Source organism: Streptomyces sp. NPDC005963 (assembly GCF_040638655.1).
GTDB lineage: Bacteria > Actinomycetota > Actinomycetes > Streptomycetales > Streptomycetaceae > Streptomyces.
Genome location: NZ_JBEXVD010000002.1, coordinates 450,440 through 467,888 on the forward strand (window position 1 = coordinate 450,440; position 17,449 = coordinate 467,888).

17 protein-coding genes are annotated in these 17,449 nt (G+C 69.1%); 11 read left to right on the forward strand and 6 right to left on the reverse strand.

The features are described 5' to 3' along the window. Positions 1 to 372: 372 nt before the first annotated feature. Positions 373 to 1,608, reverse strand: coding sequence for a threonine ammonia-lyase (ilvA, locus tag ABZ348_RS05210; RefSeq protein ID WP_358929493.1), 1,236 nt, complete (start codon positions 1,606 to 1,608; stop codon positions 373 to 375). A 158-nt stretch (positions 1,609 to 1,766) separates the two neighbouring features. Between ilvA and ABZ348_RS05215 the strand changes: the two genes are divergently transcribed. From ABZ348_RS05215 to ABZ348_RS05230, 4 genes are all read left to right on the forward strand, one after another. After that, positions 1,767 to 2,312, forward strand: a complete 546-nt coding sequence (locus ABZ348_RS05215; protein WP_358929495.1) for a MarR family transcriptional regulator — start codon at positions 1,767 to 1,769, stop codon at positions 2,310 to 2,312. A 322-nt stretch (positions 2,313 to 2,634) separates the two neighbouring features. Beyond that, positions 2,635 to 3,132, forward strand: a complete 498-nt coding sequence (locus ABZ348_RS05220; protein ID WP_358929497.1) for a sigma factor-like helix-turn-helix DNA-binding protein — start codon at positions 2,635 to 2,637, stop codon at positions 3,130 to 3,132. After that, positions 3,129 to 3,401, forward strand: a complete 273-nt coding sequence (locus ABZ348_RS05225; protein WP_358929499.1) for a hypothetical protein — start codon at positions 3,129 to 3,131, stop codon at positions 3,399 to 3,401. Before ABZ348_RS05220 ends, ABZ348_RS05225 begins: the two co-directional genes overlap by 4 nt. Before the next feature lie 164 nt (positions 3,402 to 3,565). Beyond that, positions 3,566 to 3,757, forward strand: a complete 192-nt coding sequence (locus tag ABZ348_RS05230) for a DUF1059 domain-containing protein (RefSeq protein ID WP_358929501.1) — start codon at positions 3,566 to 3,568, stop codon at positions 3,755 to 3,757. Between the two features lie 149 nt (positions 3,758 to 3,906). On the opposite strand, the gene ABZ348_RS05235 is transcribed toward ABZ348_RS05230, so the two are convergent. Then, positions 3,907 to 5,064, reverse strand: a complete 1,158-nt coding sequence (locus ABZ348_RS05235; RefSeq protein ID WP_358929502.1) for a cystathionine gamma-synthase — start codon at positions 5,062 to 5,064, stop codon at positions 3,907 to 3,909. Between the two features lie 184 nt (positions 5,065 to 5,248). Here ABZ348_RS05235 and ABZ348_RS05240 point away from each other — a divergent pair, with 184 nt between their 5' ends. Both ABZ348_RS05240 and msrA read left to right on the forward strand, forming a co-directional pair. Beyond that, on the forward strand, positions 5,249 to 6,355 hold the full coding sequence (locus tag ABZ348_RS05240; RefSeq protein ID WP_358929504.1) for a hypothetical protein: 1,107 nt from the start codon (positions 5,249 to 5,251) through the stop codon (positions 6,353 to 6,355). A 90-nt stretch (positions 6,356 to 6,445) separates the two neighbouring features. Then, on the forward strand, positions 6,446 to 7,111 hold the full coding sequence (gene msrA / locus ABZ348_RS05245) for a peptide-methionine (S)-S-oxide reductase MsrA (RefSeq protein ID WP_358929506.1): 666 nt from the start codon (positions 6,446 to 6,448) through the stop codon (positions 7,109 to 7,111). 232 nt (positions 7,112 to 7,343) lie between these two features. Here msrA and ABZ348_RS05250 read toward each other — a convergent pair whose 3' ends face one another. Continuing rightward, a complete protein-coding gene (locus ABZ348_RS05250) occupies positions 7,344 to 7,628 on the reverse strand; it encodes a hypothetical protein (protein WP_358929508.1) in 285 nt (94 codons plus the stop codon). A gap of 370 nt (positions 7,629 to 7,998) precedes the next feature. Here ABZ348_RS05250 and ABZ348_RS05255 point away from each other — a divergent pair, with 370 nt between their 5' ends. Next, entirely contained in the window at positions 7,999 to 8,682 is a 684-nt protein-coding gene (locus ABZ348_RS05255; protein ID WP_358929510.1) for an ATP-dependent Clp protease proteolytic subunit, read from the forward strand. Between the two features lies 1 nt (position 8,683). After that, positions 8,684 to 9,286, forward strand: a complete 603-nt coding sequence (locus tag ABZ348_RS05260; RefSeq protein ID WP_358929512.1) for an ATP-dependent Clp protease proteolytic subunit — start codon at positions 8,684 to 8,686, stop codon at positions 9,284 to 9,286. Between the two features lie 63 nt (positions 9,287 to 9,349). Here ABZ348_RS05260 and ABZ348_RS05265 read toward each other — a convergent pair whose 3' ends face one another. After that, entirely contained in the window at positions 9,350 to 9,784 is a 435-nt protein-coding gene (locus ABZ348_RS05265; protein WP_358929513.1) for a helix-turn-helix transcriptional regulator, read from the reverse strand. Positions 9,785 to 10,101: 317 nt separating this feature from the next. On the opposite strand from ABZ348_RS05265, the gene abc-f reads away from it, so the two are divergent. Together abc-f and ABZ348_RS05275 are read left to right on the forward strand one after the other, a co-directional pair. Further along, entirely contained in the window at positions 10,102 to 11,751 is a 1,650-nt protein-coding gene (gene abc-f, locus ABZ348_RS05270) for a ribosomal protection-like ABC-F family protein (RefSeq protein ID WP_358929515.1), read from the forward strand. Between the two features lie 233 nt (positions 11,752 to 11,984). Continuing rightward, positions 11,985 to 13,571, forward strand: coding sequence for a hypothetical protein (locus tag ABZ348_RS05275; protein WP_358929828.1), 1,587 nt, complete (start codon positions 11,985 to 11,987; stop codon positions 13,569 to 13,571). A gap of 244 nt (positions 13,572 to 13,815) precedes the next feature. On the opposite strand, the gene ABZ348_RS05280 is transcribed toward ABZ348_RS05275, so the two are convergent. Next, positions 13,816 to 15,087, reverse strand: a complete 1,272-nt coding sequence (locus tag ABZ348_RS05280; protein WP_358929517.1) for an Ig-like domain-containing protein — start codon at positions 15,085 to 15,087, stop codon at positions 13,816 to 13,818. A gap of 260 nt (positions 15,088 to 15,347) precedes the next feature. Between ABZ348_RS05280 and ABZ348_RS05285 the strand changes: the two genes are divergently transcribed. Further along, on the forward strand, positions 15,348 to 15,620 hold the full coding sequence (locus ABZ348_RS05285) for a hypothetical protein (protein WP_358929519.1): 273 nt from the start codon (positions 15,348 to 15,350) through the stop codon (positions 15,618 to 15,620). Positions 15,621 to 15,843: 223 nt separating this feature from the next. On the opposite strand, the gene hutH is transcribed toward ABZ348_RS05285, so the two are convergent. Continuing rightward, positions 15,844 to 17,403, reverse strand: a complete 1,560-nt coding sequence (gene hutH, locus ABZ348_RS05290) for a histidine ammonia-lyase (RefSeq protein WP_358929521.1) — start codon at positions 17,401 to 17,403, stop codon at positions 15,844 to 15,846. Positions 17,404 to 17,449: the final 46 nt, after the last annotated feature.

Below are 17,449 nucleotides of genomic sequence, written 5' to 3' on the forward strand. Positions count from 1 at the left end.
TTCTTCCCGCTCCAGCCAACCCACTGGTGGTCGCACTGGCTCAGAATCCAGGGCTTCATTCATCGCTCCTCGGCCGATTCTGTCGTGTTCAGCTGTTCGAAGATCTCCTGCCAACTATCTCTTTCCCGACTCCCGTTGGCATGGTGTATAGCCCGCCCGTCTAACGCCCCCAGCGCCCTTGGGGAAAGGGCCGCACATTCGCTCGGGCGTTGTGGTGGGGGCTGTTGGGCTGTTGGGTCCAACCGAAACGACACGGTCGGTGGGTCTCGTCGAAACGGCACGACGGAGGGTTCCCGCCGTTGCGGGAACCCTCCGTCGTGCCGTTGGCGCATCGGGAAACACACACTCCCGCAGGCGCGGAAGCGGGCGGGCTCAGCCCGTGACCGTGACCCTGTATCCCGCTTCCCGCAGCGCAGCCGCCACCTGGTCGCAGTGGGCCGGGCCCTTCGTCTCCAGTTGGAGTTCGACCTCCACCTCTGTGAGTCCGAGCCGGGGGTCGGTCCGGACGTGGCTCACATCGAGGACATTGGCGTCGAGCACGGTGAGGGCCCCGAGCATCGCCGCCAGCGCGCCGGGGCGGTCGGTGAGGCGCAGCCGCAGCGAGAGGTAGCGCCCGGCCGCCGCCATACCGTGCCGCAGGATGCGCTGCATCAACAGCGGGTCCACGTTTCCGCCCGACAGGACGGCGACCACCGGACCCCGGAAGCTCTTCGGATCGCTCAGCAGAGCCGCCACCGGGGACGCCCCGGCCGGCTCGACGACCAGCTTCGCCCGCTCAAGACAGAGCAGGAGGGCGCTGGACAGCGCGTCCTCGGAGACGGTACGGACCTCGTCGAGGAGTTCACCGATGATCTTGAAGGGCACGTCTCCCGGGCGACCCACCTTGATCCCGTCGGCCATCGTCACGGGAGCGCTTATCGACACCGGCCGACCGGCGGCCAAGGACGGCGGATACGCAGCGGCGCCCTCCGGCTGCACCCCGATCACCTGCACATCGGGGCGTACCGCCTTCACCGCGACCGCGATGCCCGCGGCCAGCCCGCCACCTCCGACCCCGACGAGAATCGTGCGCACCTCGGGGCACTGCTCCAGGATCTCCAGGCCCACCGTGCCCTGCCCGGCGATGATGTCGGGGTGGTCGAACGGGTGGATGAAGACGGCGCCCGTGGCTTCCGCATAGTCCTGCGCAGCGGCCATCGTTTCATCGACGACCTGCCCATACAGCCTCACATCAGCGCCGTACTCCCGTGTCGCCGCCACCTTCGGCAGCGGCGCACCCACGGGCATGAAAACCGTGGAGCGCACCCCGAGGAGCGCAGAGGCGAGAGCCACTCCCTGCGCATGGTTCCCAGCGGACGCGGCGACCACTCCCGCGGCTCTCTCCTCCGGCCGCAACCCCGCGATCCGCACATAGGCGCCGCGCAGTTTGAAGGAGCCCGTTCGTTGGAGGTTCTCGCACTTGAAGTGCACCGGAGCACCCACCAGCTGGGACAGATGCCTGCTGCCTTCCATGGCGGTCATGCGCGCTACGCCGGAGAGCATCTTCTGCGCCCCGCGGACATCGTCGAGGATGACAGGGCGAAAGGTGTCAGGCGTACTGAAGGTCATGACGCCAAGTCTCGCAGCTCTCTGGACGGACGGCCCGCGCGTACCAATCGCCGTCGCCACCACTTGTTATGGGTTTCCCCAGGCCCCGTACGCACCGCCCCACGTCCGCGTACTCTGTCCCCCACCAATCGACCACCGCACGAGAGAGCCCCCTGGCCATGCCCACTTCTCAGGACATGACGACTCATCTCGAACCTGGCCTCCTCGATGCTCTCCAGCACCAGGTCGCCCTCTTCGCACGTCGCGCGGAGCAGACCCGGCTCGGCGGGGTCGGCCAGGTCCGCAATTCCATGGACCGTGCCGCCTATCTGCTGCTCAACCGGCTCGACCGGGAGGGCCCGATGGGTGTGAAAGCACTCGCAGCAGGGATGGGTATCGACTCATCGACCGTCACCCGCCAAGTCGCCCCGTTGGTCGACACCGGTTTGGTGAAACGCACCTCACACCCGGAGGACGGCAGGGCCGTCGTACTGCAACTCTCCCCTCGTGGCCAAGCTCGCCTCGAAGAGGTCCGCAGCTCACGTCGGGAACTGATGGCGCAGGTCACAGACGGTTGGACGGAGTCAGAGCGCGAGTCGTTCTGTAGCCTGCTCACCCGTTTCAACACCGCGCTCTCGGCCCGTCAGGCCGGCATGTCCCCGATGGACCAGGGGGCGGCCGGACTGCCCTCGATCAACGCACAGAACCCATCGGCCATGTCATAGGCCACGACTGCATCCAGTCCGTTGAGGTGCCACGCGCACCGCGTTCGATCCCCACGCCCCTAAGCCGTCCCGTCAGGCCCTTGGGGGCGCATGACAACCAGGGCTCGTGCGGCCCGATCAACCCGCACTCCGCAGCGCATTCCACTCGGAAGACCGCCCCGCTGACCAGGACGAATACGGCCCCACCGACCCGTACGGCTCCTGACGGCAACCGCTCGGACCCCCCGCACCACAACCCAGGTGCCCGGGTTCCCGACGCAGGCGCACGAAGGGCTGCGCCGACCTCTTGACCGGGACTGCACAGCTGCCTCTATATGAGGACGTGAGCGAGCGGCGGTCGGCACTGGCGGATCGCCGCGTCCGGGAGTTCGAGGCATTCACCGCGGGCGCGGCGGGACGGCTGCTCCATGCCGCGACGCTGTTGACGGCCGAGACCCCGGATGCCAATCCCCGAGCACAACACCTGCTGACGTCCGCACTGGCGCGTACCTATGCGCAGTGGGACCGGCTGCGCGGCGAGGATCCGTACGACTGCACCCGTCAGGAACTCGTCCACCGTTTCGCCCGCGGCTCCTGGCGTCGACACCGTACGGGTGGTGGGTTGCTGGCGCGGTTGACACCCCAGGAACGCCTGGTCGTTGTGTTGCAGTTGTACGAGGGGGTGGCGGAGGAGCAGACCGCGGCGCTGCTCGGGCTCTCCCCCGAGCGGGTGCGCACCGACTGTCGCCGTGTGGTGGCCGCGTTGTGCGCGGAACGCGCTGCGGCGAAGTTCCCCCGACCAGGTGATGCCTCCGGCTCCTCGATGGAGTCGACGTCATGACCGGCCCAAGCCGCATACCGGGCGGAGGGCCGAGCCGGAAGGAGCGCGAGGTACGCCGCATGTTGGAGGCGCGTCCCGCAGCCGTCCCCAAGGACCTCGGAGTCCGGTCCGCATCGCTCGGGACCCGGCTGTTGCGCCGCCGTCGCACGCTGCGCCGCGTGGGCTGGTTGCTGCTGGTGGCGGTGGTGATCGCAGCGGTGGTGTGGGCGATGGCGGTCGAGCCGTGGAACATGCGGCCGGTGGAGACGACCCCGCCGACGGACGGATGACGACGGGTGACACCGGATGACTGCGCATGACTGCGCATGATGACGGGCAACTGCGTGATCGCGCCGTAACGGATAACCCATCCGTTACGCCCCATTTGCCCGCACATACCCCTTGGGGATCTATCCTGGAGATGCGGTGTACCGACAGCTCCGAGGAGGTCGCCATGACCAGGAAAGTCGCTGACTGCCGCAAGTTCCCGAGCGAGATGGACTGCACCCTGACCATCACGGGCGAGGAAGAGGAAGTGGTACGGGCAGCGACCGAGCACGCCGTGTCCGTGCACAGCCACGAGGACACTCCCGAGTTGAGGGAGCAGGTCCGCGCCTCGCTCGAAGACGAGAAGGTAGCCGTCTGACCCGCGCCGCACCGATCACGCCCGTTCCGCACACAACTGCGCCCGCTCACGCAAAGTGAGCGGGCGCAACCCATGACAGGCGTCGAACACCAGGGGTGGGACGTACGACGGCACGAGATCCGGGCCCCGGACGCCTGCCGGACGTCTCCCTAGCGGCCGAGCGCTTGGTGCAGGTCAGAGAGGAGATCGTCAATCGCTTCAAGGCCCACGGACAGACGCACCAGATCCGCCGGAACCTCCAGCGCCGAGCCCGCAACCGAGGCGTGGGTCATCCGCCCCGGGTGCTCGATCAACGACTCCACCCCACCCAAAGACTCACCGAGAGTGAACAGCTGGGCCCGGTTGCAGACCTCTACCGCGGCCTCTTCGCCGCCCTCGACCCGGAAGGACACCATCCCGCCGAACGCCTTCATCTGCTTGGCGGCGATCTCGTGCCCCGGGTGCTCGGGCAGCCCCGGGTAGAGGACCTGACTGACGCGCGGGTGCCGGGTAAGCATCTCGGCGACCTTGCCGGCGTTCTCGCTGTGCCGGTCCATCCGGACCGGGAGGGTCTTGATCCCGCGCAGCACCAACCAGGAGTCGAACGGTCCCGCGACCGCGCCCATGGCGTTCTGGTGGTACGCCAACTCCTCACCGACGGCGGCGTCCGCGGCGACCAACGCACCGCCGACCACGTCGGAGTGGCCCCCCATGTACTTGGTCAGCGAGTGGACGACGATGTCAGCGCCCAACGCGATGGGCTGCTGGAGGTAGGGGCTGGCGAAGGTGTTGTCCACGACGAGTCGGGCGCCGGAACCGCGGGCGATCTCGGCGAGCGCGGTGATGTCCGTGATGCCCAGGAGGGGGTTCGACGGGGTCTCCACCCAGATCAACTTGGTCTTGGGGGTGACCGCGGCCCGTACCGCCGACGGGTCGGAGGTGTCGGCCACCGACCACTCGACGCCCCAGCGCGCCACGACCTTGGCGAACAGCCGGAAGGTGCCGCCATAGGCGTCGTTGGGAATCACCACGTGGTCGCCGGGTTCGAGGAGCGCTCTCAGCAGGCAGTCCTCGGCCGCGAGCCCGGACGCGAAGGCGAGACCGCGCCGGCCGCCTTCCAGCGCCGCGAGGTTCTCCTCCAGAGCGGTACGGGTCGGGTTGGCGCTACGGCTGTACTCGTAGCCGCCACGCAGTCCCCCGACACCGTCCTGCTTGTAGGTGGAGACCTGGTAAATGGGCGGGACGACCGCGCCGGTCAACGGGTCGGCGGTGTTGCCGGCGTGAATGGCGAGGGTTTCGAGGTTCTGGGAGCTGTGCTGGTGGCTCATAAGTCCCTCAGGGTAGTCCCGCTCGGGGGATGGGGCCTCTACCGTCCATGGGCGTGGCCCCCGCCCGCTCGATCCGTGGACGGGTCCGTCCTCCCGCGCGGTGTGCGACCGGTCCGGCCCCGCGGCGCTGTGCACCGACCGCCGGCCGTGGCCGGTTTCCCGAACGGTCCGGGACAATGGCGTCATGGAGATTCTGTGGTTCCTGATCGCGATGGCCATGCTGGCCGCGGTCATCGGTCCTTTCGTCATGCGCCGGCGCCACGTTGGCATCCAGCAGGTGGCCCCCGGCTCACCCGATGCGGCCGACCCGCAGAGCTATGGATTCCTGCGCCAGGAAGAGCTCGACATCCGGCTCCCCGGCCCTGACCAGGATCTCCTCGATGTGCTCGACGTGGTCCAGCGGACCCAGGACTGGCGGGCCGCCGCACAACTGCTCTCCGGCACCCCCAAGGAGGGCGAGGTCCGCTGGCAGCGGGTGCAGGCGTTCGCCGGCGCCGCGTCGCTGGAGCTCCAGGAGAAGCCCGGCGTGGGCGGGGCCTGGTTGCGGGCGTGGCGCTCGGAGTCCCCGAAGGACGCGGGCGGTGCACAGGTCCACGCAGAGTTCCTGGTGCAGCAGGCGTGGCGGTCGTCCACCGTCGGCTCGGACGACTTCCGGATCATCCTCGAAGAGGCCCGTACCGTCTGTGGCGAAGCGGCGCTCCTCGGCCCCGGGGACCCCGTCCCGTACATCGTGGAACTGGCGGTCGCCCGCGGGCTCGGCTATCCGCACGAGCAGTTCGACCAGCTCTGGGCCAAGGTCATCGACCGCGCCCCGGAACACATGGGGGCCCATCTGGCGGCCCTGCGGTACTGGAGCGAGAAGTGGCACGGCAGCCGTGCCGAGGCGGACCACTTCGCCACCACGTCCGCGGCGCGCGCCCCGCGGGGCTCGCTGCTGGCGTCGCTGCCGCTGTTCGCCGTGCACGAGCACATGCCCGACCTGGTGATGGTCCAGGGCTTCTACCAGACCGCCGTCGTGTCGAAGGCGATGGAGGGCGCGCTGTACGCAGTGCACTCGGCCCGCGCCGACGACCCGATGCTGGCGCACGTACGCCATCTGCTGATCCTTTTCCTCGTACGGTCGGAGCGGTGGGCCGAGGCGATGCACCAGCTCGTACGGGTGGACGGGCACGTCGGCGCGGTTCCGTGGACGGAGAGCTCGGATCCGGCGGCCGAGTACACGGTGTACCGGAACCTGGCGGTGGCCGGGTACGAGGCCAACGGCGGCAGCCCGGCGACCCTGTCCCACTGAGCCCGGGCACGGGGGCCGGCGGGCGGTCCGGGGAATGCGCGATCCGTTTCGTACGTTGCTCGATAAGCCAGCAATCTCAAGGAGCCCCCTATGTTCCTGTCCCGTCGCCCCCCTCAGCTGCCCGCCCCCGACCAGGCCCTCAAGGGACGCACGGAGCCCGCGTTCGAGGTTCCCTCGCGCCACACGGTCCTGGGCAATCCCCTGCTGGGGCCCTATCCCGCGGGCCTGGAGATCGCCGACTTCGGTCTGGGGTGTTTCTGGGGCGCCGAGCGCAAGTTCTGGCAGACGCCGGGCGTCTGGACGACCCTCGTCGGCTACCAGGGCGGCATCACCCCCCATCCCACGTACGAAGAGGCGTGCTCGGGCCTGACGGGTCACACCGAGGCCGTCCGCGTCGTCTTCGACCCGTCGATCGTGTCGTACGAACAGCTCCTGAAGGTCTTCTGGGAGTCACACGACCCGACCCAGGGCTTCCGCCAGGGCAATGACGTGGGCACCCAGTACCGGTCCGCGATCTACACCCACACCCCGGACCAGGCAGCCGCCGCAGCAGCATCGCGCGACGCCTACCAGCAGGTCCTGAACGGCTCAGGCTACGGCGACATCACCACCGAGGTCCTACCGGAGGAAGGCCGCCCCTTCTATCCTGCGGAAGCCCACCACCAGCAGTACCTCGACAAGAACCCAATGGGGTACTGCGGCATCGGCGGCACGGGCGTGAGCTGCCCGATCGGCGTCGCCAAGACCGACGGCTGAGCCTTCCGCCTAGACATCGGCCGAGGCACCGGCAGCACTGCGGCGGCGAGCAGGCCGTCCGGCCCGCCCGTCGCCCGCACATTGCGCAACGCGTTCGCCGCCGACGGCGGTGTGGAGCCGAGTCGTCTCGCAAGCGCAATGCACCACCAACGACGCCGGCCGCTTGGGGCAGTCCGGTCGCTGCCGCATCACGGTGGGATATCCGCCCCTTCGGAGTCGTTCGGCACCCTGCCTACGGGCCCTCCTGGGCAGAGGGGCTCAGATGGACGAGTAACGGCCCGGCGGCCGTGCTCCAGGATTCGCCCCGTTCCAGCGCGCCCGCTCCCTGGACGCGTAGGGCCTCGACGGCGGGCGTGAGGAAGGCTTCCCGCCAGTGCCGTACGGCTTCGGCCTTCATCCCGCTCGCTCCCACCACCGACCCGACCTTCGCTTCGAAAGCCGCCGCGCCCGAGTCCACGTCCTCCCCGACCCATTCGTCGACGTGAACGTCCAGAAGTGCCCATGAGATCTTGATCATGCGCTGAATCGTAGGCATGGGGAGGGTCGGGGCCGGAAGCCCGAGTGCGGAGATATCTGCGTGGACACCCGCGCCGAGCCACTGCCGAGCGTGTTCCGTCCGGTGTCCGAACACCGAGCCGAAAGACCCCGGCGCTACGGGAACAATGCGGCGCCGCCCCCTCACCGAGGTCGAGGTGCGGGCCCTGCCCGTGCGCGATGGTTCTCATGAGGACAGCATCTGACCTGCAAGGACACGATCGTTGATCGCATCCGGCAGGGGCTCTGCTCTGGGCGAATCTGCCGCGGGCAGAGAAAGCAGAAGATCCTGCGGAAGGCCGCCGACAGTGGTGAGTGCGGCACACCGGGGCCGCCGATCACGAGGAGGTTCCATGTCAGCGCTGTTGTCACCGTGGGAACGGACAGAACACCCACAGGATCGGTACGCAGGGGGCGTCCGGCCACGATCGGCCGAAGGTGAGACGTCCACCACGGTCTTCGACGACCAACTCGCCGGCCAACTCCTGGCGCGACGCATCGTCTTCCTCGGCACCCAGGTCGACGAGGTGTCCGCGAACCGGGTCTGTGCCCAACTGCTGTTGCTCTCCGCGGAGGACCCGCAGAGCGACATCGCGCTGTACATCAACAGCCCGGGCGGATCGGTGACCGCCGGGCTCGCCATCTACGACACGCTGCGGCTGATCCCCAACGACGTGTCCACGCTCGCCATGGGGTTCGCCGCGAGCATGGGCCAGTTCCTGCTCACCGTGGGCACTCCGGGCAAGCGCAGCGCCCTTCCGAACGCGCGGATCATGATGCACCAGCCGTCCGCCGGCATCGGGGGCACCGCCGCCGACATCGCAATCCAGGCGGAGAACCTTGAGTTCACCAAGCGGACCATCGAACGGATCACGGCCGAACACACCGGGCAGAGCGTGGAAACGATCTCCCACGACAGCGATCGGGACCGCTGGTTCACGGCGGAGCAGGCGAGGGAGTACGGCATGGTGGATCGCGTCGTCACCTCGCTCGACGACATCCGGCCCGCGGGTGCCCGGCGACGGATGGGGCTCTGACATGGCCCAGTACACGATTCCGACCGTCATCGAACGCACCGCCCAGGGCGAGCGCGCGTATGACATCTACAGCAGGCTGCTCTCCGAGCGGATCGTCTTCCTCGGGACGGAGATCGACGACGGTGTGGCCAATGTCGTCATCGCCCAACTGCTGCACCTCGAATCGTCCGGCCCCGAGCACGAGGTGGCCATCTACATCAACTCCCCCGGCGGCTCCTTCACCTCGTTGATGGCGATCTACGACACGATGAGCTTCATCCGTGCGCCGATCTCGACGTTCTGCGTCGGGCAGGCCGCCTCGACCGCCGCGGTGCTGCTGGCGGGCGGCGACCCGGGGCGACGGTTCGTGCTGGAGCACTCCCGGGTGTTGCTCGGGCAGCCGTCCAGCCGTGGCAGGCAGGGGGTGGTGTCGGACCTCAGCCTGGAGGCGAAGGAGATGCTGCGCATTCGCTCGCAGGTGGAGGAGGTGTTGTCCCGGCACACCGGGCACGACGCGGGTGCGTTGCGGGCCGCCATGGACCGGGACCGGGTGTTCACCGCGCAGGAGGCGGTGGCGTACGGGCTTGCGGACGAGGTGATCAGGAGGCGGGCGATGCCTGCGTGAACCGATGGGTGGTGAGGGGCGGTCCACCTCTCACCACTCCGTCCGGCTCCGGGGTGCACGGTGTCAGGCTGCGAGGCTCACCTCGCCCCGGTGCCGGAGCGGACCGCCGCTCCGGTTCCGGGGTGCGGTCGTGCGGGACGCCACGCTCAACGGCGGCACGGACCCGACCCTGCCAAGTCGCCCGCCGGCTGCGGCGCGGCGCGCCAACTCGTCCTGGGTGAGTGCGAGGAGGTCGGCGAGGTCCAGTCCCAGGGCTCCGGCCGCCGCTGCGAGGACTTCGGACGAACCCTCCTTGCGTCCCCGTTCCAACTCGGAGAGGTACGGCATCGAGATACGGGCCGCGTCCGCGACGTCCTGGAGCGTGCGCTCCTGTGCGAGCCGTTCACGGCGCAGGACCCCGCCGACGACATCGCGCCACAGTGGTTCCTTCCCCGTGGGGCCGGCGGACGCCGGGCGCAGAGGGACGACGCGGGCTGGATTCGACGCGTGGCTGCTCACCTCGCCAGCGTAGGAAGCGCACGGGCCATTGGGGAGGTGGCGGCGTTGCGCCCCCGGCGTAATCGGCGGGCGGGCACACCCGAGGCGGGCGGGCGCGGCGTCCGGATCGGCCGAGCCGCTGGCCGGAGCACCGGGGCGCGCCCACCGGGTGGATCTGGTTACAGTGGATGCATGGGTTCGCACCAGCACTACTTCTTTCTCTGATTCCGGGCACGGACGCCGCGTCCGCAGCGCGTGACCGCGCTGCGCTGACTTCGCGTGCCGTCCGCCCTGCCCGTTGAGTCCGAACCCCTCCAGTGTTTCGTCAGGGAAAGATCATGCGCGAACGCGCCCAATTGTCCATGAAGGACGTCTCCAAGTCCTACGGAGACCGCTCCGTTCTCGATCAGGTGACGCTCACCGTCCGGCCCGGCGAGCGGGCCGGCGTCATCGGTGAGAACGGCTCAGGCAAGTCCACCCTGCTCAGGCTGATCGCCGGGGTGGAGCCCGCCGACAGCGGTGAGATCACGGTCCGTGCGCCGGGAGGCGTCGGCCATCTCGCCCAGACCATCGCCGAGACCTTCGGGCTCGGCCCCACCCACACCGTCGACGACACGATCGATGCGGCACTCGTCGAACTGCGGGAGATCGAACGCCGGCTACGACGGGCCGAGCTGACGTTGGCGGACGCAGACGAGGACGCGCTCGCCGCCTATGGGGAACTCCTCACCGCCTTCGAGGACCGCGGCGGTTACACGATGGATGCCCGGGTGGACGCCTCGCTGCACGGGCTCGGTCTGGCCGGTCTCTCCCGGCAGCGCCGGCTGGGCACGCTCTCGGGCGGTCAACAGTCCCGACTCGCCCTGGCGTGCGTCCTGGCCGCCTCCCCCGAACTGCTCCTCCTCGACGAGCCGACCAACCACCTCGACGAACAGGCGGCGAACTGGCTCGAAGACCGGCTGCGCACCCATCGCGGCACGGTGGTCGCGGTCACCCATGACCGGGACTTCCTCGATCGCATCGCCACGACCATCCTCGAAGTGGACCGGGACACCCGTGCCGTGTCCCGGTACGGGGACGGCTGGCACGGCTATCGCACTGCGAAGGCGGCCGTGCGTCGGCGCTGGGAGCAGCGCCACCAGGAGTGGTTGGAGGACGTGGCGCGCACCGAGGAGTTGGTGTCGGCGGCGGGGCAGCGGCTCGCTTCGAGCGGAAAGGATCCTCGGGAGGGTTTCGGCAAGCACCGCCGATCCCATGAGGACAAGCTGTCCGGGCAGGTCAGGGCGGCACGTCAGCATCTGGAGCGACTGCGGAGGGAGCCGGTGCAGGCCCCGCCCGAGCCGTTGCGCTTCCGGGCCAGGCCCACGTCGACCGTGGGTGCCGGGGTCCTGGTCGAGTTGACGGATGTGAGCGTCGGGCGACGCCTGCACCGGGCCGGGCTGCGGGTGGAGTCGGGCGGTCGGCTGCTGGTGACGGGCCCCAACGGCGCGGGCAAGACGACCCTGCTGAGTGTCATCGCGGGAGAACTGCGTCCGGATTCGGGGGCGGTGACCCGTCGCAACGGGAGTCGGGTGGGCTATCTCCGGCAAGAGTTGCCGGCGGAACCGTCCCGGCTGCCGTTGCTGGCCGCCTATGCGCTGGGTCGGCCGGGGCAGCCCGAGGAGTACGCGGACGAACTGCTGGGCGTCGGTCTCTTCCACGAGGTGGACTTCGCCGTCCCGGTGGCCGCACTCTCCGTCGGTCAGCAGCGGCGGCTGGAGTTGGCCCGGCTGCTGGCCGCGCCGGTGGACCTCCTCGTACTCGACGAACCGACGAACCACATGGCGCTGAGTCTGGTGGAGGAGCTCGAAGCGTCGTTGGCGGAGTACGCCGGTGCGGTCGTCGTGGTCTCGCACGATCGCAGGTTCCGGCGGGGGTTCGCCGGGGATCGGTGGGAGTTGAGCGCCGGTCACAGCGTGCCGGACCGAGTGTCGTCCGTCTCGATCTGATGCGGGCGGGCCCGTGCCCCGCACCCGGTCGGACACGGGCCCGTGGCGTACCGCACGCCTCAAACACGGAGGCGGGTGGGGCGATGGGGTAGCAGGTGGCTGATGTGGTCGGCGCATCGATGGCCGGCGGACGACGCCCCACCCGCACGGACCCCGAAGGGGCCCACAGCCGACAGTAGGGTTTGCGCGTGGGGTTCAGTGAACAGGCAACAGCGACCAGACCGGCAACGACCATCGTCGAGCGGGACGCGCCACCCGAGTGGCGCGTCCCGCTCCTGGTGACGGGGGTGATCCTGCCGTTCTACGCCGTCTGGGCACTGTGGCTGGCCACCGGCGGCGGCGATCTGGCCGCCCAGTTCGCCTGGACGGCCTTCGTGGAGCGGCATCCGTGGTCCGCGTACAACCTGTCCTGGTACGGGGGAATGCACACCGCGAACTACAGCCTCCTGGCTCCGCCGTTGATGGCGGCCTTCGGCGTTCCGGCGGTGTCCGTCGCCTCGGGGGTGGTCGGTACCTGGGGGCTGGCCCGTCTCCTCCAGCGCGCACGGGTACGGGCGCCCCTCTGGCCCGCGCTGCTCGGTGCGGTGGCGATCTGGTGCAACGTCGCTTCCGGACGTACGACGTTCGCGCTGGGGTTGGCGATCGGGATGCTCGCGCTGGTGTGGATGCGCCGCACGGCACTCGCCGTGCTGCTCGCCGCGCTCGCGACCATGGCGAGCCCGGTCGCAGGGCTGTTCCTGCTGGTGGTGGGCGCGGCCCTGGCACTGGAGCGGCGCTGGCAGCGCGCCGCAGCCCTCCTCGTGCCGCCGACGGTGGTGGTGGCTGCCGTGACCGTGCTCTTTCCCTTCGCGGGCGAGATGCCGATGCCTTCCGGCAAGCTGTGGCTGCCGATCCTGGTCTGCTCGGTCGTGTTCCTCGCCGCGCCGGACGACTGGCGGACCGTTCGGTACGGGGCCGGCATCTACGGCCTCGGCGTGGTGCTGACGTTCTTCATACCGTCGCCGATCGGGACCAATGTGGAGCGGCTGGCCGGTCTTGCCGGGCCGCCCGTGCTGCTGGCTGCGGTGTTGGCGCACGGCGGTTTCGGACCCGTGTTGCGTTCGGCGACCAGCGGGGTGACGGGTGCGCTGCGTGCGGCGCTCGTCGTCGTCCTCGCCGTGAACACGATCTGGGTGCTGGAGAAGACGAAGGACGACCTGGTCGTCTCGGTCGAGGTGCCGTCCTGGGCTGCGAACACGGACGGTGTCGTCGGGGCGTTGACGCGACTGGGTGCCGACCGGACCCGGGTGGAGGTCGTCCCGGCGCGCAACCATCGGGAGGCGGACGTCCTCGCGAAGCACGTGAACCTGGCACGCGGATGGAACCGTCAACTCGACGTGGAGCGGGGTCGTCTCTTCTACGACGGTTCGCTGAGCCCGTCGACCTACCGCCAGTGGTTGGACCAGCGAGGGGTCGGCCTGGTGGTGGTGCCGCACGGTCAGGTCGACGGGCCCGCCGAAGCGGAGGCCGAGGTCGTCGGCAGTGCGCCGGCTTGGCTGGAGCGGGCGTGGGGGGACGGCGACTGGACGGTCTACCAGGTACGGGACGCCGTACCGCTGGTGTCGTCACCGGGTGCGGTCGTGCGCAGTGACGCGGCCGAACTCGTGGTGCGGATGCCGGCGGCGGGGTCGGTGACGGTACGGGTCGCCCACTCGCCCTGGCTGCGGGCCGAGGGGGCGTGTCTGCGGCCGGAGGGCGAATGGACCCGGTTGACGGTGGAGAGCGGCGGGGAGTACCGGCTGGGCTCCCGTTACGGGTTGACGCGCCAGGGGGAGTGCTGAGGGCGGTCCTCCTGCGCGATCGCATGGACCCGGAACGAGAGCGGCGGCGATGTCCCGATGGGGACGTCGCCGCCGCTGTGTGTCGTGCTCCGGGCTCAGCTACCGCCCCGCCCGAACTGCATGAACTGCATGAACTGCATGAACCAGTCGAGAGGTGGGATCAGCCGATCGATCTGATCGACGGCGACCCGTCTACCGAACGCGCGAGCCCGGTTAGCCCACTAGCCCTTTAGCCGCTAGCCCGTCAGGCCTTCGAGCCGGCCTTCCAGTCGGCCCAGTTCATGTTCCATCCGTTCAGACCGTTGTCCGGCTGGATCGTCTTGTCCTTCGAGTTCTTCACGACCACCACATCGCCGATGATCGAGTTGTCGTAGAACCAGGCACCGGGCTGCTTGGAGTCGTTCGCGCCCTGTGCGTCGTTGAGTCCGACACAGCCGTGGCTGGTGTTGCTCCGACCGAAGATCCCGTCGTCGCCCCAGTAGTTACCGTGGATGAAGGTGCCCGACGTGGACAGTCGCATCGCGTGCGGAACGTCCTTGATGTCGTACTCGCCCTTGCCGTCGTCATCGGTGAACCCGACCGTGGCGCCGTTCATCCGGGTCTCCTTGAACTTCTCGGAGATCACCATCTGACCGTTGTACGTGGGGGTGCTCGGCGCTCCTGCGGAGATCGGGATCTCACGGATGGTCTTGCCGTCCTGAGTCACCGTCATCATCTTGGACTTGGCGTCGACGGTGGAGACCTGATTGCGGCCGATCTTGAACGTGACGGTCTTCTGCTGGACACCGACGACACCGGGCGCGCCCTCGACCCCGTCCAGGGCGAGCTTGAGGGTGACGGTCGAGTTCTCCTGCCAGTACTGATCGGGGCGGAAGTCGATGCGCTGCGAGTTGAACCAGTGGCCCACGACCTCCTGACCGCTGGTGGAGGAGACGGTGATCCCGGCCTGGACGGCCTTCTGGTTGGCGATCGGCTTGTTGAAGTTGATGGAGACCGGCATGCCGACACCGACGGTGGAACCGTCCTCGGGGGTGAAGTTGCCGATGAAGCTGTTGTTCGGTGACACGGTGGTGAAGGAGGCGTTCTCGTGGGCGGTGAGACCCGCGGAGTCCTTCGCGGTGACGGCGATCTTGTAGGTGGTGGAGCGCTCCAGCTGTCCGTCCGGGGCCCAGCTCTTGCCGTCGCCGGCGAGCGTGCCCTTGACGGTCTGACCGCTCTCAGTGGTCATGGTGACCTGGGTGAGCGTGCCTTCCGCGACGGTGACCTTGGCGGCGTTGTTGATGCTGGCGTTGGTCGCGCCGTTCTTCGGGAGAATGGCTATTCGCGCCTGGGACGTCTCCTTGGCCGCCGCCTCGTCGACCTGCGCCTGGGACTTCTTCGAGCCGTCGGCGCTGTCCCCGCCCTTGTCCCCGCCGTCGCTACTGCAGGCAGACAGCACCAGCACACCGCTCAGCACTGCTGACACGGCCACAAGACCCTTGCGCCGCCTGCTGTCCGTCATCACACGCTTCTCCATCGTCCCGTTTTCCCCTGACCGAACTACTGAGTTCAACACCCATTTCGGGCTACCCGGTTCCCTGCTCCCCCATCAATGTGGGGAACGCCACTCGCCGGATGCCTACACGGCCGCCTCCATGGTGTATCACCATCTTCCCTGGTGGGGTCCCGGCATTCACGGGTGGGTCTTGCGAGCTCCCGGCTTTCCTCCGAACCGCTGCTTTCACTAGCATCAGCGCATCCGGCCAACTCCAGTACCACTCAAGGGAGATCGTGTCCGTGTCCGTCGCACGTCGACCGCTTCTGACCGCCGCAACCGCAGGGGCCCTTCTCTGTGCGCTGTGGTTCGTTCCGTCAGCGAACGCCACAGCAGACCAGGACGGGACGGGGAACCAGCGAACCACAGCAGGGGTGACCGGCGAGGAACTGAGACTTGCCGACTCCGGTAGCCCCGACACCACTCCGTATCTGATCGGCGGCACTGCGTTCCTCGGCATAGGCGTGGGCTTCGTGACCTACGCCGTGCGCCAGCGGGCATCCCTCGTGACCTGATGATCCTTGCCGCCCTCGGGATCCTTACCGACAGGGCGGCAGCACCGGACGCACCGAGCCACGAGACTCGTCCGCCGTTCCCGAGCACTCCGTTCCCGAGCAGTTCCGTACGAAGGGCCGTCTCTCCGCAGTGTCTGCGGGGGAGACGGCCCTTCGGCCGTGCGGTGCCGGACGGGGCATGTTGTGCACGGCCGGCCAGACCAGACCAGACCAGACCAGAAGATCAGACCAGAGGCCCGGTGACCTCTTCCACGGCCGAGACGAGCTTTCCCTCCCGTACGAACGCCTCCGCAGCTGCCAGGTCAGGCGCGAGGAACCGGTCGGGGCCGGGGCCCTCGACTCCGGCCTTGCGCAGGGCGGTGATGGCGGCGCGGGACGCGGGCGCCGGGGTCAGGCCGTGGCGCAGTTCGATGGCCCGGGTCGCGGCGTACAGCTCACAGGCGATGATCTTCCCGAGCGCGTCGACAGCGGTGCGCAGTTTGCGCGCCGCGGACCACCCCATCGATACGTGGTCCTCCTGCATCGCCGATGACGGGATCGAGTCGACGGACGCCGGGACCGCGAGTCTCTTCATCTCGCTGACCAGGGCGGCTTGGGTGTACTGGGCGATCATCAGGCCGGAGTCGACGCCTGCGTCGTCAGCGAGGAAGGGCGGCAGGCCGTGGCTGCGGTTCTTGTCGAGCAACCGGTCGGTGCGGCGCTCGGCGATCGAGCCGAGGTCGGCAGCGGCGATGGCGAGGAAGTCGAGGACGTACGCGACCGGCGCGCCGTGGAAGTTGCCGTTGGACTCGACCCGTCCGCCGCCTTCGTCGTCGACGAGGACGACGGGGTTGTCGACGGCGGCGGCCAACTCGCGCTCGGCGACCAGCCGGGCGTAGGCGATGGTGTCCCGGCCCGCGCCCGCGACCTGGGGTGCGCAGCGCACGGAGTAGGCGTCCTGGACGCGGGGGGCCTCGTCCTGCTGGAAGTGGCCGGTGAGCCCGGAGCCGTGCAGGACGGCGGCCATCTGGGCGGCGGAGACGCTCTGGCCGGGGTGGGGACGGATCGCGTGGAGTTCGGGGGCGAGGACCCGTGCTGTGCCCAGGAGCGCTTCGAGGGAGAGCGCGGCGGTGATGTCGGCCGATGTGTAGAGGCGCTGGAGGTCGGCGATCGCCATGATCAGCATTCCGAGCATGCCGTCGGTGCCGTTCAGGAGGGCCAGTCCCTCCTTCTCCCGCAGCTCGACGGGGGTGATGCAGTGTGCGGCGAGGAGTTCGGCCGCGGGGCGCACCTGCCCGTCGGGGCCCTCTGCCTCGCCTTCGCCCATCAGGGTGAGGGCGCAGTGGGAGAGGGGTGCGAGGTCTCCTGAGCAGCCCAGGGAGCCGTACTCGTGGACGAGGGGGGTGATGCCGGCGTTGAGCAGGGCGGCCATGGCCTGCGCGGTTTCGGGGCGTACACCGGTGTGTCCCGAGCAGAGGGTCTTCAGCCGGAGGAACATCAGGGCGCGGACGACTTCGCGTTCGACGCGGGGGCCCATGCCTGCGGCGTGGGAGCGGACGATGTTGCGCTGGAGGCGGGCGCGGAGATCGGGGCCGATGTGCCGGGTGGCGAGGGCACCGAAGCCGGTGGAAACGCCGTAGACGGGCTCGGGTTTGGCGGCGAGGGCGTCCACGACGGTCCGGGAGGCGGCGAGGGCGGCGAGGGCATCGGCGGAGATCTCGACGCGGGCGTCGGCGCGGGCGACGGCGATGACCTCATCGGCGGTGGTACCGGACGTTCCCACCACGACGTTGTGCATATCCATATTCAGCAGCGTACGGATTGTATGGCGCTATGTCACCAGGGGTGGC